At 50.4% G+C, this 26,302-nt stretch carries 23 protein-coding genes and 1 pseudogene; 6 read left to right on the plus strand and 18 right to left on the minus strand.

Annotated elements, in window-relative coordinates; genetic code table 11:
• Nucleotides 1-61: 61 nt before the first annotated feature.
• From ACYVIY_RS05755 to ACYVIY_RS05780, 6 genes and pseudogenes are all read right to left on the minus strand, one after another.
• Entirely contained in the window at nucleotides 62-634 is a 573-nt protein-coding gene (locus tag ACYVIY_RS05755; RefSeq protein ID WP_460975344.1) for an RNA polymerase sigma factor, read from the minus strand.
• A gap of 99 nt (nucleotides 635-733) precedes the next feature.
• Nucleotides 734-1,687: a transketolase family protein gene (locus tag ACYVIY_RS05760; RefSeq protein ID WP_460975345.1), complete on the minus strand. Its 954-nt coding sequence runs from the start codon at nucleotides 1,685-1,687 to the stop codon at nucleotides 734-736.
• A 20-nt stretch (nucleotides 1,688-1,707) separates the two neighbouring features.
• A complete protein-coding gene (locus tag ACYVIY_RS05765) occupies nucleotides 1,708-2,565 on the minus strand; it encodes a transketolase (protein ID WP_460975346.1) in 858 nt (285 codons plus the stop codon).
• 97 nt (nucleotides 2,566-2,662) lie between these two features.
• A complete protein-coding gene (bcp, locus tag ACYVIY_RS05770; RefSeq protein WP_460975347.1) occupies nucleotides 2,663-3,112 on the minus strand; it encodes a thioredoxin-dependent thiol peroxidase in 450 nt (149 codons plus the stop codon).
• A gap of 60 nt (nucleotides 3,113-3,172) precedes the next feature.
• Nucleotides 3,173-5,098: a M23 family metallopeptidase gene (locus tag ACYVIY_RS05775; RefSeq protein WP_460975915.1), complete on the minus strand. Its 1,926-nt coding sequence runs from the start codon at nucleotides 5,096-5,098 to the stop codon at nucleotides 3,173-3,175.
• 146 nt (nucleotides 5,099-5,244) lie between these two features.
• Nucleotides 5,245-5,871: pseudogene (locus tag ACYVIY_RS05780) on the minus strand (fumarylacetoacetate hydrolase family protein); the annotation flags it as partial.
• 217 nt (nucleotides 5,872-6,088) lie between these two features.
• Between ACYVIY_RS05780 and ACYVIY_RS05785 the strand changes: the two are divergent.
• The gene (locus ACYVIY_RS05785; protein ID WP_460975348.1) at nucleotides 6,089-6,913 is read left to right on the plus strand and encodes a M48 family metallopeptidase; all 825 of its coding nucleotides are present in this window, start codon (nucleotides 6,089-6,091) and stop codon (nucleotides 6,911-6,913) included.
• 70 nt (nucleotides 6,914-6,983) lie between these two features.
• Here ACYVIY_RS05785 and sucC read toward each other — a convergent pair whose 3' ends face one another.
• Complete coding sequence (sucC, locus tag ACYVIY_RS05790; protein ID WP_460975349.1) at nucleotides 6,984-8,204, minus strand: ADP-forming succinate--CoA ligase subunit beta; 1,221 nt, start codon at nucleotides 8,202-8,204, stop codon at nucleotides 6,984-6,986.
• Between the two features lie 152 nt (nucleotides 8,205-8,356).
• Between sucC and ACYVIY_RS05795 the strand changes: the two genes are divergently transcribed.
• Nucleotides 8,357-9,016: an ABC transporter ATP-binding protein gene (locus ACYVIY_RS05795; protein ID WP_460975350.1), complete on the plus strand. Its 660-nt coding sequence runs from the start codon at nucleotides 8,357-8,359 to the stop codon at nucleotides 9,014-9,016.
• Nucleotides 9,017-9,543: 527 nt separating this feature from the next.
• On the opposite strand, the gene groL is transcribed toward ACYVIY_RS05795, so the two are convergent.
• Both groL and ACYVIY_RS05805 read right to left on the minus strand, forming a co-directional pair.
• Nucleotides 9,544-11,184 (minus strand): chaperonin GroEL, encoded by a 1,641-nt coding sequence (gene groL, locus ACYVIY_RS05800; RefSeq protein WP_460975351.1) that lies wholly within the window; start codon nucleotides 11,182-11,184, stop codon nucleotides 9,544-9,546.
• A gap of 61 nt (nucleotides 11,185-11,245) precedes the next feature.
• On the minus strand, nucleotides 11,246-11,542 hold the full coding sequence (locus ACYVIY_RS05805; RefSeq protein WP_460975352.1) for a co-chaperone GroES: 297 nt from the start codon (nucleotides 11,540-11,542) through the stop codon (nucleotides 11,246-11,248).
• 250 nt (nucleotides 11,543-11,792) lie between these two features.
• Between ACYVIY_RS05805 and ACYVIY_RS05810 the strand changes: the two genes are divergently transcribed.
• Nucleotides 11,793-12,500 (plus strand): hypothetical protein, encoded by a 708-nt coding sequence (locus ACYVIY_RS05810; protein ID WP_460975353.1) that lies wholly within the window; start codon nucleotides 11,793-11,795, stop codon nucleotides 12,498-12,500.
• Nucleotides 12,501-12,569: 69 nt separating this feature from the next.
• On the opposite strand, the gene secG is transcribed toward ACYVIY_RS05810, so the two are convergent.
• From secG to tamL, 6 genes are all read right to left on the minus strand, one after another.
• On the minus strand, nucleotides 12,570-12,989 hold the full coding sequence (gene secG / locus ACYVIY_RS05815) for a preprotein translocase subunit SecG (protein WP_460975354.1): 420 nt from the start codon (nucleotides 12,987-12,989) through the stop codon (nucleotides 12,570-12,572).
• A gap of 54 nt (nucleotides 12,990-13,043) precedes the next feature.
• Nucleotides 13,044-13,874: a hypothetical protein gene (locus ACYVIY_RS05820; protein ID WP_460975355.1), complete on the minus strand. Its 831-nt coding sequence runs from the start codon at nucleotides 13,872-13,874 to the stop codon at nucleotides 13,044-13,046.
• A 123-nt stretch (nucleotides 13,875-13,997) separates the two neighbouring features.
• Nucleotides 13,998-14,549: an LPS assembly lipoprotein LptE gene (lptE, locus tag ACYVIY_RS05825; protein ID WP_460975356.1), complete on the minus strand. Its 552-nt coding sequence runs from the start codon at nucleotides 14,547-14,549 to the stop codon at nucleotides 13,998-14,000.
• The gene (locus tag ACYVIY_RS05830; protein ID WP_460975916.1) at nucleotides 14,530-15,879 is read right to left on the minus strand and encodes a sigma-54 interaction domain-containing protein; all 1,350 of its coding nucleotides are present in this window, start codon (nucleotides 15,877-15,879) and stop codon (nucleotides 14,530-14,532) included. Before ACYVIY_RS05830 ends, lptE begins: the two co-directional genes overlap by 20 nt.
• 67 nt (nucleotides 15,880-15,946) lie before the next feature.
• Entirely contained in the window at nucleotides 15,947-17,368 is a 1,422-nt protein-coding gene (miaB, locus tag ACYVIY_RS05835) for a tRNA (N6-isopentenyl adenosine(37)-C2)-methylthiotransferase MiaB (RefSeq protein ID WP_460975357.1), read from the minus strand.
• Nucleotides 17,369-17,531: 163 nt separating this feature from the next.
• Complete coding sequence (gene tamL, locus ACYVIY_RS05840) at nucleotides 17,532-20,213, minus strand: translocation and assembly module lipoprotein TamL (protein WP_460975358.1); 2,682 nt, start codon at nucleotides 20,211-20,213, stop codon at nucleotides 17,532-17,534.
• On the opposite strand from tamL, the gene ACYVIY_RS05845 reads away from it, so the two are divergent.
• On the plus strand, nucleotides 20,212-20,964 hold the full coding sequence (locus ACYVIY_RS05845; protein ID WP_460975359.1) for a TrmH family RNA methyltransferase: 753 nt from the start codon (nucleotides 20,212-20,214) through the stop codon (nucleotides 20,962-20,964). The genes tamL and ACYVIY_RS05845 overlap by 2 nt on opposite strands.
• A 46-nt stretch (nucleotides 20,965-21,010) precedes the next feature.
• Here the strand turns inward: ACYVIY_RS05845 and ACYVIY_RS05850 are convergent, their stop codons facing one another.
• On the minus strand, nucleotides 21,011-21,802 hold the full coding sequence (locus ACYVIY_RS05850; RefSeq protein ID WP_460975360.1) for a queuosine precursor transporter: 792 nt from the start codon (nucleotides 21,800-21,802) through the stop codon (nucleotides 21,011-21,013).
• Nucleotides 21,803-21,859: 57 nt separating this feature from the next.
• Nucleotides 21,860-23,269: an LTA synthase family protein gene (locus ACYVIY_RS05855; protein WP_460975361.1), complete on the minus strand. Its 1,410-nt coding sequence runs from the start codon at nucleotides 23,267-23,269 to the stop codon at nucleotides 21,860-21,862.
• A gap of 258 nt (nucleotides 23,270-23,527) precedes the next feature.
• Here ACYVIY_RS05855 and rbfA point away from each other — a divergent pair, with 258 nt between their 5' ends.
• Together rbfA and ACYVIY_RS05865 are read left to right on the plus strand one after the other, a co-directional pair.
• Nucleotides 23,528-23,908 (plus strand): 30S ribosome-binding factor RbfA, encoded by a 381-nt coding sequence (rbfA, locus tag ACYVIY_RS05860; RefSeq protein ID WP_460975362.1) that lies wholly within the window; start codon nucleotides 23,528-23,530, stop codon nucleotides 23,906-23,908.
• 109 nt (nucleotides 23,909-24,017) lie between these two features.
• Nucleotides 24,018-25,229 (plus strand): ABC transporter permease, encoded by a 1,212-nt coding sequence (locus tag ACYVIY_RS05865; RefSeq protein ID WP_460975363.1) that lies wholly within the window; start codon nucleotides 24,018-24,020, stop codon nucleotides 25,227-25,229.
• Here ACYVIY_RS05865 and ACYVIY_RS05870 read toward each other — a convergent pair.
• The gene (locus tag ACYVIY_RS05870; RefSeq protein ID WP_460975364.1) at nucleotides 25,222-26,301 is read right to left on the minus strand and encodes a mevalonate kinase family protein; all 1,080 of its coding nucleotides are present in this window, start codon (nucleotides 26,299-26,301) and stop codon (nucleotides 25,222-25,224) included. The two genes, ACYVIY_RS05865 and ACYVIY_RS05870, sit on opposite strands and share 8 nt — an antisense overlap.
• Nucleotide 26,302 lies beyond the last annotated feature (1 nt).

A 26,302-nucleotide genomic window follows, 5' to 3' on the forward strand; every position in this document is an offset into this window, starting at 1 on the left:
GTGTACAAGTCACACAATTTAGTTGCTGTTTCTAGATTTGACAGCCCGGAAGGGGTGAGGTTTAATCGTCGGTACCAGAATTGTTGAGATAATCTTCAATTTTTTTGACGGCAAGGTGATAGGATGCTTTTAACGCCCCCACGGATGTACCGGTAATCTCTGAAATTTCTTCGTACTTCATATCGTCGAAGTATTTCATATTGAATACCAGCCGCTGCTTATCCGGTAACTTGAGCAAAGCTTTTTGTAATTTGAGCTGCACCTCTTCGCCACTCGGATCATTGCCCGACGTAACGTAGTCAGCGTTACTTTCCAGCTTCTCCATCAACTCACCTTCTACGTCGCCAATAGGCAGAAAAAAACGTCGGCGTTTTTTGTTAAGGAAGTTCAGGCATTCATTGGTGGCAATACGGTATATCCACGTATATAACTGACTATCACCCCGAAACTGTTCCAGACTATTCCAGACTTTTATGAACGTCTCCTGCACCAAATCATCGGCGTCATCGTGGTCGATGACCATCTTGCGGATATGCCAATAAATTTTCTGCTGATACTGTCGCACCAGCAGATTAAAGGCATAGTTCCGGCTCGATGGATCGCGGTATTTAGCGAGGAGTTCTGCGTCAGTCATTCTTTATTTAGTAGTTAGAAGTGAGGAGCGAGAAGTGAGAATTTTGCTGGATCACCGAACAAAAACATTCTCACTTCTCACTTCTCGCTCCTGACTACTTTATTTTCTAGCCATTACTTTTTTCACCTGCTCAACAATTTTGTCAGCGGTGAGGCCATATTTCTTCATCAGTTCGTCGGGCGTAGCACTCTCGCCGAACGTATCGTGCACACCAACGTATTCAATCGGTGCGGGGTAGTTGCGAGCTAGTACCTGTGCTACGCTATCGCCCAGGCCACCATTGATCATGTGCTCTTCGGCCGATACCGCGCAACCCGTTTTCTTCACCGACGCCAAGATGGCTTCTTCATCTAACGGTTTGATGGTGTGAATATTGATAATGTCGGCTTCAATACCTTCTGCCGACAGGATTTCACCGGCTTTTATGGCTTCCCAAACCAGGTGGCCTGTGCAGAAAATAGACACTGCATCGCCTTCGTTGACATGCCATGCTTTACCAATCTCGAACTTCTGGTCCGCTGGCGTAAACACGGGAATGACCGGACGGCCAAACCGCAGATAAACCGGCCCTTCGTGATCGGCAATGGCGATGGTTGCGGCTTTGGTCTGGTTGTAATCGCATGGATTAATAACCGTCATGTTCGGCAGCATTTTCATCATGCCCAAATCTTCCAGAATCTGGTGCGTCGCGCCATCTTCGCCTAGTGTTAAACCCGCGTGCGAAGCGCAGATTTTAACGTTCTTGTTGGAGTAGGCAACCGACTGGCGAATCTGATCGTATACGCGGCCCGTCGCGAAGTTCGCGAACGTAGTGGCATACGGAATTTTACCGCCGATGGTCAATCCGGCCGAAACGCCGATCATGTTTGCTTCAGCGATACCGCACTGAATAAACCGGTCGGGGTTATCTTTAATAAAGGCTTCCAGTTTGAGCGAACCAGCCAGATCAGCCGTCAGCGCAACAACGTTTGGGTGCGTTTTGCCCAGTTCGGCAATACCAGCGCCAAAACCTGAACGAGTGTCTTTCTTGTCAGTGTATTCGTATTTTTTCATGATTAGAGTCAGTGAGTAGTTTAATAATCCGTTACGCCAACCGATAAGGGTAGACCATTCAACGCTTGTTGTAATTGCTCAGCATTGGGGGCGGTACCGTGCCATTTGTAGTTGCCGACCATGTAGTCGACGCCAAAGCCCATTTCGGTGTGCATCAGAATCAGCGTGGGTACGTCTGGGTTTTCCTGCGCTTTCTTCAGCGTCCGGATTACTTCGGCCATGTCGTTGCCTTCCATCGTTTCGACGAACCAGCCGAACGCGCGGTATTTCTCACCCAGGTCGCGGTTGCTGTTTACGTTATCCGTAGTGCCGTCGATCTGCGCGTGGTTCAGGTCAATGATGGCAGTCAGGTTACCAAGCTTTTTGTTGGGGGCAAACTGAGCGGCTTCCCAAATCTGGCCTTCCTGCTGCTCGCCGTCACCCATCAATACGTATACATGCTTATCGTCGCCGTTGAGCTTTTTGGCGTAAGCAGCTCCACAAGCGACTGATAGACCCTGTCCCAGCGAGCCCGATGCGATACGTACGCCCGGTAGGTGCTCGGCGGTGGTTGGGTGCCCTTGCAGACGGCTGTCCAGTTTACGGAACGTCGCTAACTCTTCGAGTGGGAAATAACCGGCGCGCGCCAGTACTGAATACCAGACGGGCGAAATGTGGCCGTTCGACAGAAAGAAAAGGTCTTCATCGTGACCGTCCATCTCAAAAATGGGATTGCCATTTTCGTCCTGCTTCCGGCGCATGATGTCAAAATAAAGCGCAACGAAGAAATCGGTGCACCCCAGTGAACCACCGGGGTGACCTGAGTTAACGGCCGCAACCATGCGGAGAATGTCGCGCCGAACGGCGGTGGCAATACCTTCGAGTTTTTCGAGTTCCATATATTTATTGGTCATTAAATTGGCACTTGTTGTCATTGTCTATCATTCGTCGTTCCGGGTTAAAACAAGAGATGAGTCTAACGACCACAAATGACGGCTATTTCAAGATTTGTTCTGCGTGTTTTTTGGTGTCCACTTTACCGATAACGTCGGTAATAATCCCGTTTTCATCAATCAGGAACGTGGTTCGAACGGTACCCATGTACTTGCGGCCGTACATCGACTTTTCCTGCCATATCCCATAGGCTTCTACAAGCTGCTTATCTGTATCGGCGATGAGCGTAAACGGTAGATCGTGCTTTTTGATAAACTTATGGTGTGAGGTTTGGTTATCGATGCTTACGCCGAGCACTTCGTAACCGGCGGCCCTGAGTTCGGCGTAATGATCCCGTAAGCTACACGCCTGGGCTGTGCAGCCTGACGTATCATCTTTGGGGTAAAAATACAGCACCACCTTTTTACCGCGATAGTCAGACAGCTTAATGGGGTGGCCATGCTGATCAGTACTGGTAAAGTCAGGGGCTGCATCGCCAATGGATAGACTCATAGAGTTGATCGTTTGCGGTTGTTGAGGTCAGTGTTTCGGGTAACTGTTAAGACCTTCTCGTTATCTTCTTTTCCGGCGTTTGGGCGTGGTCTTTCGCACAACGGGCCGTGGTTCGGCAATGGTTGCTGTGTCGGAGCCAATATTGCCTGACCGGTCTTTCACCTGCACAATCACTTCGGCCCCGGTTTCAAACGGTTGCTCAGGGTCGAGCTTATCCGACCAGAGTAGCGCACGCTTATAATCATACTGCATCAGCACCCACTCGCCGTTGACCAACGCCCGAAACTGCGCAATCCCCGACAGATCGTCACGAATTCGGGCCGAGATACCAGCAGGGGTCGCCGACAGAATCTCAACGGTTGGTGGATTAACGTCCGTCAGGAGTTGAAACTTGCCCAGCGACCGCGTCTTAAACTCAATCTGTCCTTTGTTCCAGGTGCCACCCAGGAAACTCTCGCGTCCACCACTCGTCCAGTACGCTTTTGTTCGCATCGTGTCGATCGCAATCGGATAGTTTGGTTTATACTGTACCGTCAGGTAATCGTTGAGCGGAATCGTTGGCTGATTGATTTCTAAGCCACCCCCTGGTACCGACCGCATGGCCAGGTGCAACGTATCGAACAGCGTTCTGGGGCCAAATGCCAATCGGGTATTCCCGTCTACAAACACTTCGCTCCGGCCCGGTACGATGCGTTTCTTGAAATTCGTACGAACCACTCCGCGCCCGAACTGCACCGAATCCGGCAATGTCTGGCGCAAATCTATGAGATAAACCGCTTGGTTGTTACGTACGTAGCTAATCGGTTGCTCAACAACCGTTCGGCCTGAGTACAGTTTGGCCATTGGTGGATTACTCAGCGAGACATTCCGGACCGTTAGCTTCAGGACGTTTTCATCGGTCGTGATGGTCGCCGTAGGTAGAGCCTTAACGGATTCCTCAGGGGCTTCATCAGCATACCGATCATTGGCCGCTATCGAATCGCTACGTAACCCGTCGGCTTGCGGCAACTCGGGCAGAATCGTAAAGGTGAGCCTAGCCGCGTGATCATACGCATCGAAAAGCGTCAGGGTAACCTCATGCGGTTTACCATCGAGCAACGGCAATCGTCCCCGGTAGGCTGCATTACTCGGCAGCTTATACAGATTCAATACGTTGCCATCGGCAATATACGCCCGGTGGTAACGCTGGCCAGTCATCTGCTCCACTTCGTAGTTTTCGTGGACGTTCATGAAGCGGGTCAACTCGTTGGGAAAGCTGTTCATATTGTAGGCGAACACTTCCCGACCATCGAGCCGGATTTCCAGGCAGCTGATGCCGTTTCGGTACGGTGACCCGCTGGTTTTGTCGTAACCGAGCACCTCCAGACCAATCAGCCCCGAGGCTGTAATGGGCTGCGTAATGACATACGAGCCATCAGCCCGCCGTACCGGCACGTAACTGACGCGCTGATATTCGCCGTTGACGCGTGACGTAGGCGTCATCGTCTTTAACGCAATTCGCTCAAAATACGGCGGTACGTCGTCCTGAAGTTCAGAAAAGCCATAGAGGAGCGGATTGATGAGGTTGTCGTTGGCATCGCGAACCTCAAAGTGAAGGTGCGGACCACCCGAACCCCCGGTATTACCCGAAGCAGCCACTACGTCCCCTTTTTTTACCGGAAACTGATTCGGTGCAGGACGAAGATCAATCTCAAACGTTTTCTTCTCGTACTGCTGCTCACGAAGAAACGTTCCAAGCGTATCCTTGAGGGTTTTCAGGTGCCCGTAAACGGTTGTCAGGCCGTTGGGGTGCTTAATAAAAATGACGTTGCCGTAGCCACCCGTAAAAACGGCAATGCGCGATACGTACCCATCAGCAGCCGCATGCACATCCAGTCCTTCGCGTCCGCCGGTCCGGATGTCCAGCCCCGCGTGAAAATGGTTTGCGCGCAGATCGCCCATTCCACCCGACAGCGAATTGGCCGAACCTGGCATGATTGGAAACATGAAATAGCCGACGTTCGGTTGAATCAGCAGGTTCGCTGACGCTTTAGGCAGATTGGGCATCGTCTGGCTCACGGCTATGCCGAGGCCGACTAATATACCTAGCGCCTGGTAGATCAGAAACTGTCTCAAAGGCGGAAAAGAAACCTTCATTTTACGTCAAACGTGAGCATCGGCCGATCTTCAATATAAGCTGTCAGGCGGTCGCCGATCTGTACGGGGCCAACTCCTTTCGGCGTACCCGTAAAGAGGATGTCGCCCTGCTGCAGCATAAAGTATCTGGATACAAATGCGATCAGGTAATCAATTTTAAAGAGCATCAGGCTGGTGTTGCCCTGTTGGCGGGTCTCATCATTTACGTCGAGCCGGAAGTTCAGATTTTGCAGGTCCGGGAAGTCCGTCTTGGGCACGAACCCCGAAATAGGAGCCGAGCCGTTGAATCCTTTGGCTAATTCCCAGGGCAGACCTTTCGCTTTCAGCTTACTCTGAATATCGCGGGCCGTAAAGTCGATTCCGATTCCGATCTCGTCGTAATATTTATGCGCAAATTTTTCGTCGATATTCTTGCCAACCCGATTGATCTTCACCAGAATTTCGACTTCATGATGCACATCGGCCGAAAAACTTGGGTAAAAAAACGGCTCGTTCCTCAGCGGAATGGCCGTTTCGGGTTTCATGAAAATAACCGGATCGTCGGGCTGTTCGTTATTAAGCTCTTTAATGTGTTCGACGTAATTGCGGCCAACGCAGATAAGTTTCATGCGGTAAAAATTAGTAAGGTGTCAGCAGCGTCTCAGTTGGTCTATGCATAGCGCAAATAACGTAGCGACTATACCGACTGAGAATAAACTGACCTTTTAAACTATTCGAAATGCCGCAAATCTAAGCACTAAAGAGGGGCTGACCACGCCCGTTCGGAAATAATCTGAACAAATCAGATACCTTACGGGTCATATACCGTCAGAAGAAACCATTCAACAAAAACACAAAAAGATGAGAAAGGCATTATATGGTATGCTGGTACTAGTCGGTTTAGTGACCGCCTGCGCTCGAGTGCCGCTAACGGGTCGCCGACAATTGCTGCTGGTGCCCAGCGATCAGATGCTGGCGCTGAGTAATCAGCAGTATAAGCAGTTTATTGATACGAGCCGGGTTATTAATTCCGGCGACGCCGAAATGGTTCGACGCGTAGGTGCCCGTATTCGTCAGGCGGTTGAGCAGTATCTGAACTCAAACAACCAAAGCAACCGATTGGAAGGCTTCAACTGGGAATATAATCTGGTGCAAAGCCCGGAGGTTAACGCCTGGTGTATGCCCGGTGGTAAAATCGTGGTGTACTCGGGCATATTACCTTACACCCAGAACGAAGCGGGGCTGGCTACCGTAATGGGGCATGAGGTCTCGCACGCGATTGCCGAACACGGGAACGAGCGCATGAGCGAAAGCCTGGTGGCAAACGGCTTAATGCAGGTAGGACAGGCGTATCTGGGCTCACGGGCACAGCAGAGTTCAACCACCAGGGCCTTGTTGATGCAGGCGGTTGGTGCTGGTATTCCGGTTGCCTATCAGGTTGGCCGGGCGTTGCCTCACAGCCGGAGTCAGGAGTCGGAAGCGGATCACCTGGGGCTAATTTTCATGGCTATGGCTGGATATAATCCGCAGGAAGCTATTAACTTCTGGTCGCGTATGGCTAAAGCCAGCGCTGGAAAGGCCCCCGCTGAGTTTTTATCGAGTCACCCCTCTGATCAACGCCGTATCAGCGACTTGCAGAAACTGATTCCCGATGCGATGAAGTATTACAACCGCCGGAACAGTTAATGCGGCAGCAAGCGTAAAACCAAAAAGCCGGGGCACACACCCCGGCTTTTTATGTTTTATAGGAAACGCCTTATGCAACCTCTTTCAGTACCTGCTCTACTTTTTCGGCGGCTTCTTTCAACAACACGGCTGAATATACTTTTAGACCAGATTCGTCGATGATGCGGGCGCCTTCTTCGGCATTTGTGCCCTGCAAACGAACGATGATCGGTATGTTGATGTCGCCAATGGCTTTGTAAGCTTCCACAACGCCCGTAGCCACGCGGTCGCAACGCACAATACCACCGAAGATGTTGATCAGAATGGCTTTTACGTTTGGATCTTTCAGGATAATCCGGAAACCTGCTTCAACCGTCTTGGCATTCGCTCCACCACCGACATCAAGGAAGTTGGCAGGTTCGCCACCCGACAGTTTGATAATGTCCATAGTCGCCATCGCCAGACCCGCGCCGTTTACCATACAGCCTACGTTGCCATCGAGCTTTACGTAGTTCAGGTCGTTGGCACTGGCTTCAACTTCGAGGAGATCTTCTTCAGAAATATCGCGGAGGTTCGCTAAATCCGGATGACGGTACAAGGCATTATCATCCAGATTTACTTTAGCATCAACCGCCAGGATCTTGTTGTCCGATGTTTTAAGAACCGGGTTGATTTCGAACATGGAAGCATCCGTATCGACGTACGCTTTATACAGCGACGTAACGAATTTTACCATTTCTTTGAAGGCTTCACCTTCTAGTCCCAGACCGAAGGCTACTTTACGAGCCTGGAAGGGCTGCAAGCCGACCGCAGGGTCGATCCATTCTTTTACGATTTTTTCGGGCGTCTTCTCGGCCACTTCTTCAATGTCCATACCACCTTCGGTGCTGGCCATGATGACGTTACAAGCCTTCGTACGATCGAGCAGGATGCTGATGTACATTTCTTTCGGCTCGGATGCGCCGGGGTAGAATACGTCCTGAGCAACCAGTACCTTATTCACCTTCTTACCTTCAGGACCGGTTTGGTGGGTTACGAGTACGTTACCGATCAGATTCTTAGCAATGTCGCGTACATCGTCGACAGATTTGGCAAGGGCGACACCCCGCTGTTCGGAGCCAACAATTTTCCCTTTACCGCGTCCACCCGCATGGATCTGGGATTTAACGACGACAAACTTTGAACCGGACTGCGCCATGATCTGCTTGGCAGCTTCGACGGCTTTTTCGGGCGATTCGGCAACAATGCCTTCCTGAATCCGGACGCCGTATTTTTTCAGAATTTCTTTACCCTGATACTCGTGTATATTCATGACAACTGCAACAAGGAGAGTTGGAAATCGTATTTTTGGCGGCAAATTAGTACGAAATGATGAATGATGAGCGATAAATAACAAACTGATGTCGGTTGTGGCATCGTTTGTAGTCTCCATCGTTTATCGTTTATCACTCATTACTATTAGAAATGCCCCTGCTACAAACGCTAGACCTGCATCGAAACTACGGTGAATTGCCGGTTCTTAAAGGAATAAATTTAACCATTGAATCGGGCGAAGTGGTATCAATTGTCGGTGCGTCGGGTGCTGGTAAAACCACGTTACTCCAAATCCTGGGCACGCTCGACCGGCCCGATTCGGGCGAACTGCACATTACTGGGCAGAATGTTTTCACGCTAAACGACCGACAGTTAGCCCGTTTTCGGAATGAGCGTATTGGCTTTGTTTTTCAGTTCAATAACCTACTCCCTGAATTTACGGCGCTTGAAAATGTTTGTCTGCCTGGGTTTATAGCCGGTAAGGACGAAAAAGCCGTTCGAGAGCGGGCCCAGTCCCTGCTTTCCATGCTGGGTTTGCGTGATCGGATGAGCCATTTACCTTCGCAGATGTCAGGTGGTGAGCAGCAGCGGACAGCCGTTGCCCGAGCCTTAATCAATGAACCAGCTATTGTGTTCGCTGATGAACCCAGTGGCAATCTGGATTCACGTAACGCCGAGGAACTCCACCAGTTGTTCTTTCGCTTACGAAGTGAACTCGGTCAAACGTTTATAATCGTAACCCATAATGAAGCATTAGCGGCTTTGGCCGATAGAATTGTCACGATTCGGGATGGTCTACTTTTTACTTAATTTGCGTAAAACTATTGATAGTATTCTACTATGTATGTAGAGACTTGAGAGTTGATTTAATAAGTATATCTACTTAAAAACGTTGTGAAAGTAATCTTCTGATAAGTAGTTAATAGGCTGATAAACAGAGCTGTAAAGAATTGTTAAAAAATTATTTTAGGAAAAAGAATCAATAATTATTATTTTTGTTTTATAATTGTGTCGAAAAGAAAAGTTTTTCATAACGTTGAGTAAATCAGAAAGCCAAGAGAGTATCTCGCTTGGCTTTTTTGTTGCCCTATAGCGAGGGTTTTACTGCCTCGCTCGATGCCTTAGCCTCTGTTACAATACCTATCAGCTTTTTCCCAGCGAGTCTATTCTTCAAGGATTTTACAGAATATAAGAACCAACCTAGTAAGGTTGGTTTGTTGCGTTATACATTTGCCATTATAGTAAGCTTAATTAGAATCTTACAATACATCACAAACAGAAACGGCCCACAGTCATTAGACTGTGGGCCGTTTCTATAAACTGGGTAGGGGCAATGATTACATCATGCCACCCATGCCGCCACCGCCGTGCATACCGGCACCAGCGCCAGCCGGAGCTTCTTCTGGTTCGTCAGCGATTACACACTCAGTCGTCAGCAACAGACCTGCGATCGACGCTGCGTTCTCAAGAGCAAGACGGGTTACTTTTTTCGGGTCAATGATACCGGCTGCGAACAGATCTTCGAACGTATCGTTCTTTGCGTTATAGCCGAAACCACCGTCGCCATCTTTCACCTTGTTCACAACAACCGAACCTTCGCCACCGGCGTTAGCTACGATCGTGCGTAGTGGTGATTCGAGAGCCTGACGGATGATGTTGATACCGGTTTTCTCGTCTTCGTTGATCGAGCTAACACCATCCAGCGCTGGGATAGCGCGGATCAGCGCGATACCACCACCCGTCACGATACCTTCTTCAACGGCAGCGCGGGTTGCATGCAGCGCATCGTCAACACGGTCTTTCTTTTCTTTCATTTCTACTTCGGTAGCAGCACCGATGTAGAGGATAGCCACACCACCCGACAGTTTGGCCAGACGCTCCTGCAATTTCTCGCGGTCGTAATCTGACGTCGTGTTCTCGATCTGGGCTTTGATTTGGTTAACACGACCGGTGATGTCGTCTTTCTGACCAACACCGTTTACGATGGTCGTGTTGTCTTTGTCGATCAGGATTTTTTCGCACTGACCCAGGTAATCGATCGAAGCGTTTTCGAGTTTGAAGCCACGCTCTTCGCTGATGACCTGACCACCGGTCAGGATAGCGATGTCTTCCAGCATAGCTTTCCGGCGATCACCAAAGCCCGGAGCCTTCACGGCGGCAACTTTCAGCGCACCCCGGATTTTGTTAACAACCAGCGTAGCCAGTGCTTCACCGTCAACGTCTTCAGCGATGATCAGCAGCGGACGGCCGGTTTGAGCAACCTGCTCCAGAACTGGAAGCAGTTCTTTCATCGACGACACTTTCTTTTCCGAGATCAGGATGAACGGACGATCCAGTTCAGCTTCCATTTTCTCGGTGTTCGTTACGAAGTAAGGAGACAGGTAACCCCGGTCGAACTGCATACCTTCAACGGTTTTAACTTCCGTTTCAGTACCGCGTGCTTCTTCAACCGTAATAACACCTTCTTTACCCACTTTCTTCATGGCTTCGGCAATCATGGTACCGATTTCTTCGTCGTGGTTAGCCGAAATAGTAGCTACCTGCGCGATTTTACCGAAATCGTCACCAACCGTTTGTGCCTGCTCCGACAGATTAGCCGTAACCGCCTGAACGGCTTTATCGATACCCCGTTTCAGGTCCATTGGGTTTGCACCAGCCGCTACGTTCTTAGCGCCGATCGAGTAGATCGCCTGGGCCAGAACGGTTGCAGTTGTGGTACCATCACCAGCTGAATCAGCCGTTTTCGACGCTACCTCTTTCACTAACTGAGCACCCATGTTTTCCATGGCGTCCTTCAGTTCAATTTCTTTAGCGACCGTCACACCATCTTTCGTGATAGCAGGCGAGCCGAATTTTTTGTCAAGGATAACGTTCCGGCCTTTAGGACCCAGGGTTACTTTTACGGCATCTGCCAGGGTATCGACACCCTTCTTGATACGCTCACGCGCTTCGGTATCGAAGAAAATTTTCTTAGCCATTGTACTGTTAATCGTTTTGGATTACAAAAAACGTTTGCTTACGTAATGTGAGCAATGAAAATTAGATAATCGCGAAAATGTCAGATTCGCGCATGATGAGATACTCTTTGCCGTCAACGGTGATTTCCGTACCAGCATATTTGCCATAGAGTACCGTATCGCCAACCTGTACTGTCAGCGGCTCATCTTTCTTGCCTGCACCAACGGCCACGACCGTACCGCGCTGGGGTTTTTCTTTTGCCGTGTCAGGGATAATGATCCCGAACGAGGTTTTTTCTTCGGCCGGAGCTGCTTCTACCAGCACCCGGTCAGCCAGCGGTTTCACGTTCACTTTAACGCTTTCCGTTTCTGCTACCATGATAATGAGTTGATTAAGGTTACTATTTATTTGTGTACTATGATTACACGACACGTTCGGCTTGCCAATTACTGTGCCAACCTAAAAAACTGTCAAATTTTCAGGATATTCACTGACAGTCTGCCACTCCTTCTTTTCATGATTGTTTATTCGGGAGAAAGAACAATTTCACTGAATAACATTTGGCAACTCTGCTTAAATTGATTAGTTTAAGTCTATTATACGCTGACAGAGCGCTGTTTTAGAGTCTATGAAAAAATTGCAGTCTGATTGGTTTACGCAAAATTGGCTTGACGCCGAATACCAGAAATATGTCGTGATGGCATACTTGCAGGCCGTCCGGCAAAATTTTGAACATGACAAACTTTGCCCTGATCTGCCCGAACTTCGTACCCACTACGATGCTGGCGTCCGTTTTTCGAGGGGCAAAGGTACGTTAAATGCCGCGTTTCCCAAGCGGATAAGTGGTGTGACCGGACCCCCTCCCCGGATTGAGTATAAATCCGAGGTAACGGACGATGAATTTATGTCGGAAGTCGACGAGATTATGAACTTCGCCTTACCTCGTTTTCAGGCAATGCTCACGGAAGGGCAGCAACGTTGGACCGATATTGCCGGATCGCTAACGCTGGCCCCCATCGGTCTGATGCCGTTGCGGCCGAAGGAAGGGTACCTGCTCCTACACGCTACCAATCACAATGAAACCCAGGTCTATTATTTCTGCCTGACACTGTACTCCGAGCAGGAGCCGGGCGGCCGTGTGGTAAAGCTGCGGTACGTAGAAGCCATACCGAAAGGATTAGCCAATACGTTCGAAAATATGAAGCTCGATCTAATCCGGCGGCACCGTCACCTGCCCAATCCGGCGACGTTTATGCTCGAAAGTCAACGGACCTACCCTGTACAGGAAACATTGCTGCCAATTGCTCAGCAGCTATTGGCGCAGGCTGTTGCCTAAGTCCTGGTGCAAACGCAAAAAGCCGACTACGTAGTCGGCTTTTTGCGTTTATTGAAAAATGGATCGTGCTTACTTCTGGGGCGTCAGAGCCGATGTAGAAGCACCTGGCGTTTGCGCCGAAGCGTCGGACCGTCCCGGAGCGGTCTGACTTGGTGCTGCGCCGTTAGCAGCACCTGGTGCCGGAGTTGGAGCCGCTGCACCTGGTAAAGTTTGCGTTTGAGCACGGTCGACGTTAACGCTGTTGATACCAGCGGTCGTGTTGCGGTCGACCATGATGTAAGACGCCAGTGACAGCACCATAACGCCAATACCGAGGCCCCAGGTAATCTGCTCAAGTAAATCCGTTGTTTTCTTAACCCCCATCAGCTGATTCGAACCGAGTCCGCCGAATTCGCCAGCTAATCCTCCGCCTTTTGAGTTTTGAATGAGCACAATCAGAATCAATAAGACGGTGAGAATGCAAATGAGGACAATAATTGCCGTTATCATGTAAAGAGTTTCTAAATGTTCGGTTAATGTCTGTCAGGTTTGGAGAATGACAAACTACTGCTTAGGTATATCGTGACCTTTCTCCAATTCACTGATTTTTGCCGCAAAGTACGCTTTTTTCTCTGGATTTTTAACTATCAGCTTCTCGTATATTTCGCGGGCCTTATCGAATTTCCCTTGTTTCTCCAATATCTTGGCGAAGCTTTCCGTAACGAAACCGCCACCAACCGGCTTTGTGCGTTTCGTTAGGTCTTCCTGCTCAACGGGTTCGCCAAGTTTGTTACGTACCGGAGAGATGCGGGGTTCTTTCTTGATAAAGTTATCAATCAAGTCTAATTGGCGCTGGCGTTCCAGATCGGTTGCCGATAAAGTAGGCGGAGTAGGAGCCGCTTCGGCAATCTGCACCAGCTCATTCTGCAGATTGGTTTCGGCCAGAGTCATGTCCTCCGGAGTCGGTACAGTAGCTGTTGGCTCGGGCTCCGACCGTTCGGGTAACCTCAGCAGGGCCAGTTTAGGAAAACTCGTGCTTAACCCGGCTTTCGATTTGAAAAAAGCGTAGCTCTCCTGCTGGTAATCTTCGGGAATCGGTACGTGTTTAGCCGACAATTCATTCAGCTTGGTGAGCAGATTCTCTGACCACTGAAACTCGTTGTCGATTAGCTTACGTAACGCGTTGCGGCTTAAGGCGTGCGCTGCTGCCTGGCGGATATAGGCAACTGTCTGACTCCGGTGGTGCACGGAGGCCGCTTTTGCCGTTAGCGTGTAAAGCGGCTGACAGTACGGAAATTGCGCCAGACTTTCCTGCAACTGAATAAAATCAGTAGCCGTGAGATCATCCGGGTGGGTTACCCAGTAGGAAAATGTTTCTTTATCGAGGGCCAGCACGGAGGGAAGGTATTGCTTTACGGGTTATGAACTCAAAATCGGAAACGCGGATGCGCGTTGTTGAGCAACCATGCGAAAGTACGTCTTTGCGCGGTAATTCGCATGGCGGACGACGCAAATCTTTTACCAGTCAGCCGCCGTTTTGTTGAAAATATCAAGCACGATCTGATCCAGGATTCTGGGCACCAGTCGGCTCTCGTTCTGGCTCAGCGTTTGATTCTGCGGGAAGTCCTGGTAGAACGAAAACGATTGCTCAAAGTTTTTGCTTTCGTCCTTATTATTATAAAAGCGAGCCAGTACGGTAATTTGTAATCGGTTCACACCGGCCTGATCCTGGGCTGTTGGTGCTACGGCCAGCAGGTCGTAGCCCGTGATGTTGCCTTCCAGCACCATGTCGCCATTAGCGGGTAAGACTTTCAGGTTGGTGTACCGCTGGTAATACTCTTTTAACTTTTCGTTGAATGTAAGGGGCAGGTTTGCCGGTCCGCCAGCCGTTGCCAGCACGAAGTTATTGACCGTTACGGATTTTATATCCGGCGACAACGTAGTGCCGGTGAATGAATACACGCCACAGGACGACATGAACACCGTAGCGTTAATGCCTAAAAGCGCCAGCACGAACACGCGACTCCATCGAACTCCTTTAGCCATTAGCTTACTCTTCGTCAATTTCATACTGTTTAATCTTCCGGTATAACGTCCGCTCGGAGATGCCAAGTGCCTGTGCCGCGTATTTCCGTTTGTTATTGTTCCGCCGGAGTGCTTTCAGAATCATTTCTTTTTCCTGCCGTTCCAGCGAAAGCGAATCATCTTCTTCGGTTTCGTGGGTAACATCTTCAACCGTTACGTCGTTGATGTCGCCGTCTACGTCGTCGAAAATCTGAACGGGTGGGTGACTGTTGTACGTCTCCGAAGGCGGAGTATCGGAGCGGGGGGCTCCGTTAACGGCCGGCAGGTAGCGGCCCATACCACCGTCAGCACCACCGTCGCCCTCCGACGGAATCGAGTCGAAAAGATCCCGGTGATTGTGTAAAATCTGCCGCCCGTCCAGTTCATTACCCAGTACGTCCCGAACCAGTTTCTTTAGCTCGTTTACGTCCCGGCGCATGTCGAACAGCACTTTATACAGCAGTTCCCGTTCCGAAAAATTGTCGGCGTTCGCACCACCAGCCGCGTGCGGGAATAAGGCTAAGGCTCGGTTGGGCTGCTGAGACTGGGGCAGGTATTTACCTAATATGTCAGCTTCGAGGGGTTTGTTCTGATCCGACTCCAGAATGGATACCTGCTCCGCAATGTTTTTCAGTTGCCGGATATTGCCAGGAAACGGGTAGTTAAGGAGCAACTGTTTGGCGCCTTCGGTCAGCTGTAACGGCTTAATCCGGTAACGCTCGGCAAAATCAGTGGTAAACTTCCGGAACAACAATTCGATGTCCGTACCACGTTCGCGCAGGGGCGGAACGTAGATGGGTACGGTGTTGAGCCGATAATACAAATCCTCCCGAAACTTACCTTTCTCGACCGCATCCAGCAGATTGACGTTTGTGGCCGCAACCACGCGTACGTCGGTTTTCTGCGTTTTTGATGAACCGACGCGAATGAATTCGCCGTTCTCCAGAACACGTAGCAAACGGGCCTGAGTACCCAGGGGCATCTCGCCGATTTCATCTAAAAAAATCGTACCGCCATTGGTCGTTTCAAAGTAACCTTTGCGCGAATCAACGGCCCCGGTAAACGAGCCTTTTTCATGGCCAAACAACTCTGAATCAATCGTTCCTTCGGGAATCGCTCCGCAGTTGATGGCGATGAACTGGCCGTGTTTGCGGGCACTTAAGCTATGAATAATTTTAGAAAACGATTCTTTACCGCTGCCGCTTTCGCCCGTAATCAGCACCGTCAAATCGGTGGCCGAAACCTGCATGGCTACGTTGATGGCGTAGTTGAGGGCAGGGGCGTTACCGATTATACCGAAGCGCTGTTTAACGGATTGTATCTCCTGATTGTTCATTAAGTCATTGGTCATTGGACGCTGGTCATCAGTGACAGCTACTATCCCTATCACTGATGACCAGCAACTATATTACTTCACCGCGCAGGGTAGCTGATGTACATTCTGTAACCAGCACGTTTACGTACTGACCTTTCTGGTGATTCCCTTTAGAGAAGACAACCATCTTGTTCTGGTCGTTGCGTCCGCACAGGAAGTCCGCCGAACGTTTCGATTCGCCTTCGATCAACACGCGTTGCACCTGGCCAATATGGCGCTGGTTGCGCTCCGCCGAGTGGGATAACTGCTTAGCTATAATTTCGTTAAGCCGACGTTTCTTGACTTCTTCCGGAATGTCGTCGGTGTATTTTTTAGCCGCTAACGTACCGGGACGCTCGGAATAGGCAAACATGTACGCATAATCATACCGAACGTATTCCATCAGTGAAAGCGATTCCTGATGCTCTTCTTCGGTTTCAGTACAAAAGCCCGAAATCATATCTGTGGAAATACCACAATCTTCGCCCAGAATTTCACGTATGCGGTCAATTTTGCCGATATACCAATCCCGGTCATAGGTCCGGTTCATCAGCTTCAAGACCCGACTGTTTCCGCTTTGAGCGGGCAGGTGGATGTAATTGCAGATGTTGTCGTAGCGGGCCATCGTGTGCAGCACCTCGTCGGTAATATCTTTCGGATGCGACGTCGAGAAGCGAACGCGCAGATCGGGATGAATCTGGGCTACCATCTCAAGCAGGTTGGCGAAGGTTGTCGCCTGAACATCTTCTTTGTCCAGCCACTTATACGAGTCTACATTCTGGCCCAGTAGCGTCACCTCACGATACCCTCTATCGAATAAATCCTGGGCTTCGCGCACAATACTGTGTGGATCACGGCTACGTTCGCGGCCCCGCGTGAAGGGCACTACGCAGAACGAGCACATGTTGTCGCAGCCGCGCATGATCGAAACAAAGGCCGTTACGCCGTTTGAATTCAACCGAATCGGCGAAATATCGGCATACGTTTCTTCCCGAGATAAAAATACGTTGACGGCTTTCTGGCCTGATTCAGCCTCTTCAACTAGTTTAGGAATGTCGCGGTAGGCATCAGGACCTGCGACAATGTCAACGACTTTTTCTTCTTCCAGTAATTTCGTTTTCAGGCGCTCAGCCATGCAGCCGAGCATGCCAACGAGCAACTCCGGCTTTTGCCGTTTCAGCGCGTTGAGGTGTTTGAGCCGGTGACGAACCTTCTGCTCGGCATTGTCGCGAATGGCGCAGGTATTCAGAAAAATCAGGTCTGCTTCATCAGCCGAGGACGTAGTGGCAAAGCCTGCATTACGCATCACGGCTGCCACAATCTCGCTGTCGGCGAAGTTCATCTGGCAACCGTAGCTCTCAATATACAGCCGCTTCTTACCTACCGCTATCTCGTCTTCGGAGGTACGCGGCAGTTCAATGGCTTCTTTATCTTCAGGTTGTAATATGCTTAATTCAGGGATGAGCGTCATAACAGTCAATCAGTTGAATGCCTGGCAGCTTACACAAATCTTGATCATCAATAACTTGCCAAACGATTTACAAATTTAGGAATAAAGCCTAAATAAGCTGTCATTTTGGCAGATAAAGCCCGTTAAATTCTGTTAAGATTACGTGGGGCGCTTTGCTGTTTTGTTAAAAGGGATAGCCAATACCGAAGTTAATAATCAGCGGATTAGGGCCGCTGGAAAGCTGGCGAAGAGAGAATTTAGGGAGGAGGAATCGTTGGTCAACGAGTTTATTTTCTGCATCGATGTATCGCCGGGCCGGGTCCCAGACCTTAATGCCACCGTCGAGTCGGATAATGAAGAACGAAAAGTCAAGGCGTAACCCCACGCCCGTACCTACGGCAATCTGCGGAACAAACGTATCGAATTTAAAAGCCGCTCCCGGACGGTTTATATTGTCCCGCAGCGTCCATACATTACCTGCATCGATAAACAACGCGCCGTTTACATCGGCCACTAGATGAAACAAACGTCCACGTAGTTCCGCCGAGGCTTCGATCAGCAAATCGCCGGGTTTTTCAAACGTGTACAGAAACTGGCCATTTTCGTTTGTTTGGGGTAAGTTTGGGTTGGCCGCCGATGTCTGTGGTAACTGCGACCCAGGCCCTAATCGTCGGGGTAACCAGGCGCGAATGCTGTTGCTTCCGCCCGCAAAGAAAAGCTTTTCGTAAGGAGCCGTACGGTTAAAACCGTAGCCAAACACGGCACCTGTGTTAATCCGAAATGCCAACGTAGTATGCGTACGAAGGGGTATATAATGACGAAAGTCAACGTTCAAACGCAGGTATTTATAATACTGTAAACCTCTGGACGTATCTTGTGTATTGAATAACTTCTGGAGGGTGGCATCCGGGAAAAAGTTAAGCGTTGTCCCTCCGGATTCGACTACGGTTCGTAAGAAATTAGCGCGTCGATTTTGTCCGATGACATTGGTATTATAGGTATACGCAAAGCTGATTCCGGAAGCAAACGAACGCCGGAAGCTAAGTCCGACTGTATTGCCTTGTTTCGTTAACGCATCAAGATTTTGCTGGAACAAATCGCTGATCTCCTTATTCGTACCCGCTGCGGCATTAATTAAGTTGATGTCAGCAATGAAAAAACTAAACTGTTTGGTGAGCGATGTCTGCCAGTTATAGGCCATCGTTGCCCGGAGCAGGGAGCGCCGGAAGTCAGGCCGGAACGTATTGTTAAAGCTTAAGCTGATCTGCGTTCGGGGGTTATAGGGGTTGAATGAAAACCGAAAGCGCCCCGGAAATAAAATCTGCGGAAATGTCAGCGAGCTACTTACGCCAAGTTCTTGTGATGAATAAACATCACCAGTCTTCGTGGTATTCGTCAGGAAGCCGGTCTGCGCTTCTATCCCATACCGTACTGATGTTTCAAAGGTTTCGAGGCCTCCAAAGAAATTCCGAACCCGAAAAATCAAACTGCCAAATCCGCCTGGATAGCCCTGTCCCTGATACAATAAGCCGGTAACGCCCCCTTCGGCGGTTGCTTCATATCGGTCTAAAGGCGTAGCCGTGATCAGCGTCTTTAGCTGTCGGTTCGTTGTATCCGTAAAATTCACGTTCACGAACTTAAACTGATTCAGCAGGAATAACTGACGCTGCGTATCGCGGTAATGCGACTGACTGTATAATTCGCCGGGACGTAACAGAATCTTGCCGTCCAGCAAACGAGCCGATATGTTTCGACCCCCCAATAGGTACAACACACCGTTCCGGCTAACCGTATCCAGGCCGAACGACGCTGCGGCCGGCTGCGTTTCGTCCGGACTAATCCGTACCTGAATGTCACCGATTCGGTAGATTGGGTGGGCCGCCAGTCCCGGTGGATTAATAATTTGAATAAATACGTTTGCGCTGCGCCGTAAGGTATCCGTAGAAATAAACTGATCAGCGCCACGCCGAATGGTATCCACATCCGTGGCCCGTATATATTGCCGCGAAAAGGCGTAATACCCCTGGTCGCGCAGCAACGATTCGATCCTGACTTTTTCGGCCGACAGGTTTTCGAAATCGAAGCGGTCGCCCGAACGTAACACCGACTTCAACAGCGATTGCCGGACAATTGAGTCCACACGCGGGTCGGCAATTTCGTACGTAATGTTGCGCAGGTAATACCCCGCGTTCTCATTAATGACGTAATTGACGCGGATCTGCCGTTTACGTAGCGTATCGAGTTTATACCGGGTTCGGGCGTTGAAAAAACCCTTGTCGAACAGATATTTCTGCATCTTCGCAGCATTCGTCTGGGCGTCTTTTTCGGCGAAGTACGACGGCGGTTCACCCAGGTTACGCATCAGCCAGTTGCCTTCTTCCGCTTTTTGGCGCAGGCGTTTGAGTTCGCGGCCGTACCGGCGGTTCAGTTGCTTAAGTACCTGCGGCTGCTCGGCAAACTGCTGACTTTGCTGCTCAAATTCGTTAGTTTTGGCTTCTAGCTCGCGGATGGCGGCTTCCCGGTTGTAGCGACGTTGGCCTAACTGATAAAACCAGAGAGGGGGCGTAATGGGCAATCCCAGCACCCGTCGATTCGGCTTTTGCGGGATCAGGCTTTCGAGTTCTTCGTCGGTAATGGTGTGATTGCCCCGAATTTGCTGCGACGTGAGAATGTACTCGTTCGTGCGAAGATTTTTTGTAGTGACACAACCCGATACAACAAGCAGGCATACGACAACATACGCGTTCCGAATGATAGCGTCTGGTATACAGACAACCCCCTTGCCTATATGTTGGCAGACGTAACTGACACGCTGACGTAATAAGCGTCGGCGCGGGACCATCCGTAAATCGCAACTCCACTTCATGCTCTCCAAAAATCAAATCAAATACATTCAGTCGCTGCATCAGAAAAAATTTCGTCAGCAACACCGTGCTTTCCTGGTCGAAGGAGCCAAGAGCGTACAGGAGGTGCTGCAATCTGACTTTGAGGTCGAGTTGCTTGTTGCGACTGAAGCGTTTTACAAAGAAAACGCGCAGTTGACAGACCGCCAACCAACGCCCGTTGAAATCGCGTCGGTGGCCGAACTCGAACGTATCGGCACCCTCGAAAGCAACAACGCAGCGCTGGCTGTGGTCAGAACGAAAGAAAATCGTCCACTATTGGCCGAAGCCGGTGAAATTGCCCTGATTTTAGACGATATCCGGGACCCTGGTAACTTGGGCACCATTTTGCGGATCGCCGATTGGTACGGCATCCGCAAAATCCTGTGTTCAGAAACGACGGCTGACGTGTACAATCCGAAGGTGATTTCGGCCAGTAAGGGCTCCTTCACCCGGGTTGCCTGGTGGTATGGCGATATTGTTCAGTTGCTGACGACGGAGGTTAACCAACCCGTGTATGGCGCATTTCTGGATGGGGACGATGTGCATACGTTGCCGTTTAAACCGGCTGGGTATCTGGTGATGGGAAATGAGTCGAATGGGATTCGGGCTGAGGTTGCTACGTACGTAACGCAGCGGGTGACGATTCCGCGCTATGGCGAGGCTGAGTCGTTGAATGTAGGCATTGCAACCGCCGTTCTGCTGGATAACTGGCGGAGAAGCATCTTTTCATAATAAATCCCCCTCTCCTTGAAAGGAGGGGGGATGGGAGTGAGGTCATCTACATAAAGCTGCTCATGGCCGATTCGTTGGCCAGTTCTTCGGCGTGTTCTTTGCCTAAGTACCGGTCAATGAAATAGTGGGCTACGTAGAGCAGGGGCGTAAGCAAAACGGCCGTCGTCGCTTTATACAGGTAGTTAATAATGCCTACGGCGATTACCTGGGCCAGCGACCAGTTGCCAAACACGTAAAAGGCAATCCCCAGAACCACAAACGAATCGACCAACTGCGAAATAAGGGTTGAGCCGGTTGCCCGGAGCCAGATTTTTCGGCTACCGGTAATCTTGCGCAGGTATTGGAACACGGACGCATCCAGGATCTGCCCGATTAGAAAGGCCGTCAACGAACCGATGATGATACCTAATCCCTGCCGGAAAATCATCCGAAACGCGTTGTCGATATTAATCGGGTTGCCAGCGGCATCTTTGGCGTTTACATCCAGCCAGAATTGCGCGGGTGGAAGTGTCGTAACGGCGTAGATAATCAGGAAGCTGTAGCCAACAAAGCCAGCGGTCAGAAACGAAATTCGCCGAACGCCCGCCTTACCGAAATACTCGTTAATAATATCCGATGTAACAAACACGAACGGCCAGATAACCGCCCCCGCTGTCAGGTTGAAATCGAGCACGAAATCGCCGAATAAATGAATCTGAGCCGGGTTTGTGCCGAGCAATGCTTCGCCCGAAAAGATTTTAACGCCAATGATCTCGGCAACCAACGCATTGGTCAGAAACACGGCGCTCAGGAAGATGTAAAGATTAGTCCGCTTGTTCGTGAACGAATAGGTGGGCATAGGGAAGATGGGATTTATGATTTATCCCAAAATAAATCATAAATCCGAAATCGTCGATCACTTTCGCTTGTATACTCCCGCCGTCGGCATTTTTTCGTACTGAGCCGCCAGCGCGGGTGCCCGCTGAAACAGTTTTTGTACTACGTCTTCGTGGTCGATAATGTAGTCGGGCGGGTCCTGCCGGAAATGGTCAAATACGTTGATGACCGCTTCGTAGTTGTCTAAATTTTTTAAATCATACTTGGCCAGATCCCAGTTCAAATAGGGCGTAGCGGGCTGGTTGTTGCGATAGGCACTGATGTCTTCACCAATGATGAGCACATGTTGATTCTGGATGTTGGCGGGCAGGGGAGAAGGGCGTACCTGTAAGCTACTCAGGCGACCCAGTTCGGCTCCTGGAATAAGCCCGAGCGCTCCCTGGTAAAACAAAAGTAGCATCAGCCCGAAGGCAATCGTGAAACTTACTTCCCGCATCCAGGCTTTCCGGATATTTTCGAAGTAATACACAGCGAAATAGGCCATGGGTGGCACGAAACTCAAAAACGACATCGGGGCCAGGAATGGCATCAGACCAATGCTCAGGAACGCAATAACGAACCAGATCATCATGATTTGCTGAACCCGCTGCTGAAAATTTACGTACCGACTTGTGGCATTGAACAAACTCAGAAAACCCAGAATACCGAGGCCGATGGGAATCAGCAACGAAGCGAATAATGACTGGAAGTCAGACAAAGAGTACTGCCGTACGCGAAATACCGACGAGAGCAGATTCCGGTTAAAATCGTCCAGACTATCGCTGAGGTAATAAAAAAAGACGGTGGCTGCAACCGGAAACAGAAAGCCAAACAGCGACAGCGAGTGTTGCCGGAACGTAGCACCCGTGAAGAACAGGAGCGACAACGTAGCCCAAAGTATAAACAAGGCCGAAGGCAGGTAGAACAGGGCGGCAATGCCAATGTAAAAACCCACTTCAAACACTTCGTCGGTAGCACCCCGTCGCTCCATTTGCCGGATCAGCGTACCGAATGCCAGCAGCAGAAAACTCGTCGACATTAACACTGGAGATAAGGTCAGGCAGTCGAACGAAAGATGCAGGAAAAGCATGTAGATCAGCCCCGGCCAAAATGAACGATCGGGATACACATCGCGGTTGTTCGTTACGTAGTTGAAATACACAATCTGGAGAACAGATACCAGCGTGGCGGCTCCGTGCAGCGCGATGGACGAACGACCGAACAACGCGTCGATGCCCCAGTACACCACGGCCGAAAGTGGGCTGATGCTATCCCAAAGATCGCGGTATAATAAATCGCCCTGATTTAATTGCTCACCCACCAGCATCCAGTTCAATTCGGGAACAAGCAGCGGAAACGGATGCAGCAACAGCGGCAGCCGAATTAAGAAGAGCAGTCCTAACAGGCTAACGTATTGATACGGAAAGTAAGAGCGAAAGAAACTTAACAAAGCGGTAATCAGTCAGTTAGTCAGTACGTAGGCTGGCGCTGAAACGGCCGGATCAGCCACCCGTCCGGCTGCGCCGTAACGTACTACCCTGCGAAATTACAGTCAATTTCGGCAGAACGGAAAAACCTGCGGATATTTGCAAAAAGGTAGCGAGGGAAGCAGTTGATGGGTTGATGAAGAATCCGCCGTTCGGTCGCTCCGGTGACCGTAAACTATTCAACCGCTCAACCGTTCAGCATACTACCTAGCTATAGTATTATGGAATCGAAACGACAGCAGAAAGTAGCCCGGCAATTGCAGAAAGATTTAAGCGAAATTTTTCAGCGGGAAGTGCCACACCTCTTCAACGGCGCGTTTATAACCGTTACCAGTGTGCGGGTTTCGCCGGATTTAAGTGTCGCCCGTGTCTACTTGAGCTTTCTGGCGACGAAGAATAAAGAGATGCTGTTGGAAAGCATTCAGGAAAAAGGAAAGACCATTCGTCAGCTTCTGGGCGAGCGCGTTCGTCACCAGCTTCGAATTGTGCCTGAGCTTAGTTTCTTTATGGACGATACGGCCGAATACGCCGACAAAATGGATAAACTCTTCGCCGGTTTAGAAATTCCGCCCGCTCCGGAAGACGAAGACGAAAATGAATGAGCGAAAGGGCGAAAGAGCGAAAGATGGCTGGATCACTCCGCTTCGGCGACGGTCCGCCGTGCGGTCCGATTTCACTCTTTCACTCTTTCATTCTTTCACTCATTAGAAAATGAACCTCCCCGCCTGGATTGCCCGCCGGTACTTTTTCTCGAAGAAGAAACGAAGCTTTATCAGCTTACTGTCTATTATGTCGATGCTCGGTGTCGGCGTTGGCACCATGGCCCTGATCGTCGTGCTATCGGTGTTTAATGGCATGCGCGAGCTAAACCGGCAGATCTTCAAAACCTTCGAGGCCGACATGACCGTGTCGCCAAAGCAGGGCAAGCGGTTTATGGCTAATGCGGCACTTCTCAACCGCCTGCGCCAGACACCGGGCGTTGAGTTGTTAACCACCGTGGCTCAGGATAACGCGCTAGCTCATTACGCCGACGGGCAGACCGTCGTGCAGGTAAAAGGGGTAGACGAGAGCTATCTGCAACGCCAGCAGCTTGATTCGGCGTTGCTGGAAGGTAAGCTGCTGTTACGTCAGCACGACATAAATTATGCGGTTGTAGCCGAAGGAGTACGGAACGATCTGAGCATTTCAACTATCGATATTCTGACGCCCCTCGAACTGTTGTACCCACAACGGGGCCAATCGCTCAGCGTACTCAACCCGGAAGCGCTAAGCCGTGAGCGACTGACGGTTTCAGGCGTGTTTTTTATTCCGGAAGCGAAGTACGACAACTTTGTTTTAACGCCTATTAACGTAGCCCGCTCCCTGTTCGGTTACCAGCCCGACGAGGTGACAAGCCTGGAAATTCAACTACGACCCGGTACCGACGAAACTAAAGCCAGGACAGCGCTGCAAAACGTAGTAGGGGAGCAGTTGCTGGTGCAAAGCCGGGATGACCTCAACACCGAGCTCTACCGAACGATTCGGATTGAAAAATTATTGGTTGCCGTAACCTTATCGTTTATCATTCTGGCGGCTTCCATCAATATTTTCTTTTCGCTGTCGATGCTGGTTGTCGAAAAGAAAGAAGATATAAAAGTTCTTTTCGCGATGGGAGCCACTGCCAGTCTGGTACGTCGCATCTTCCTGACCGAAGGGGCAATCATTGGCCTGACCGGTGCATTTACCGGATTAGTCCTGGGTGTTGCTATTTGTTTAGCTCAGGAGCAGTACGGGTTTGTTGGAATCGGCACGACCAGTTCGATCATCGATGCGTATCCGGTGCGCCTGGACCTGGCTGATATCGTTTTAACTGGCGTTTTAGTGGTCGGCATTACGTTCGCTACGTCCTGGTTTCCGGCCCAGCGAGCGGCTAACGTTACGTAGTCTGGGTGCTAACACTGCCGGTGTCGACGGCGATTACGTAGGCTTTTCCGCCTTCTCGTTCGATGGCCTCGGCAACGGCTTCAGGATGCGAAGGTGCATACGCAAACATGCAGCCGCCCCCGCCCGATCCGTTGATTTTTCCACCCAGTGCGCCCGCCTTCATCGCTGCGTCGAGCATCCGGTCGATCTTAGGCGTTGAAATCCGCTGGGCATCCCGTAAGTTGGCTTGGTGGTCGATTAAGAGCTGGCCAAACCGAACGTGATCCAGCACGGGTGCCTGCATAACCGACAACGCTTCCCGGAGAATATCCCGGTTGGCCAGGTTGCCTTTCAGCAGGATGTATTCGTCTTTTGTCAAAATGTCCTTGAACTCAGTGACTTCGGTGCCTTCTGATTCGGTCAAGGAAAACGAGGGGTTAACACTGTTAAGCCGGGCAATAATAGCCAGCATACCAAACTTCACCCGTTTCAGAATACCAATCGTGTCTTTAGGCTCCAGTGAGTCGCCCAGCACAAACGAACCTAATTGTGGAGTCAGTTTAAGGAGGTTAATGGCAGGCTTCGACTCCAGATAGATAACCTGGCCAACAGCCGTAGCATAATGATCCATCATGCCCCCCGGCTCGCCAAATTCAAGCACTTCCGCCACATAGGCAAGTTCGGCCAGTCGTTCCAGCGAGAGCTGACGCGGTTCGTCGGCCAGTTGCGTCAGTACGTTGAGCCAGGTCACCAGCAAGGCCGAGGAACTTGACGTACCTGAGTTAATCGGAATGTTGCCGTGTACGTCGCCCTGAATACCCTTCGAGAACGTAAACCCTTCCCGCAGCAGCACGTTAACGGCCGACCGGAAATAATCCCGATCCTGCGGATAGCTTAGTGGCGTACCGTCGAAGGGGATGTCGACCGAACTACGTATGTCGGGTAGATTTAGTCGGAAGCCGGTCCGGTCGGTCTGTTCGGCCTGAATCTCAATACGACGGGAAATGGCGGCTGCAATGACGGGTAACCCCAGATAATCCTGATGTTCACCAAACAGACAGATCCGGCCGGGAGTGGAAGCGTTAATAAGCAAT

Source organism: Spirosoma knui, from assembly GCF_054780635.1.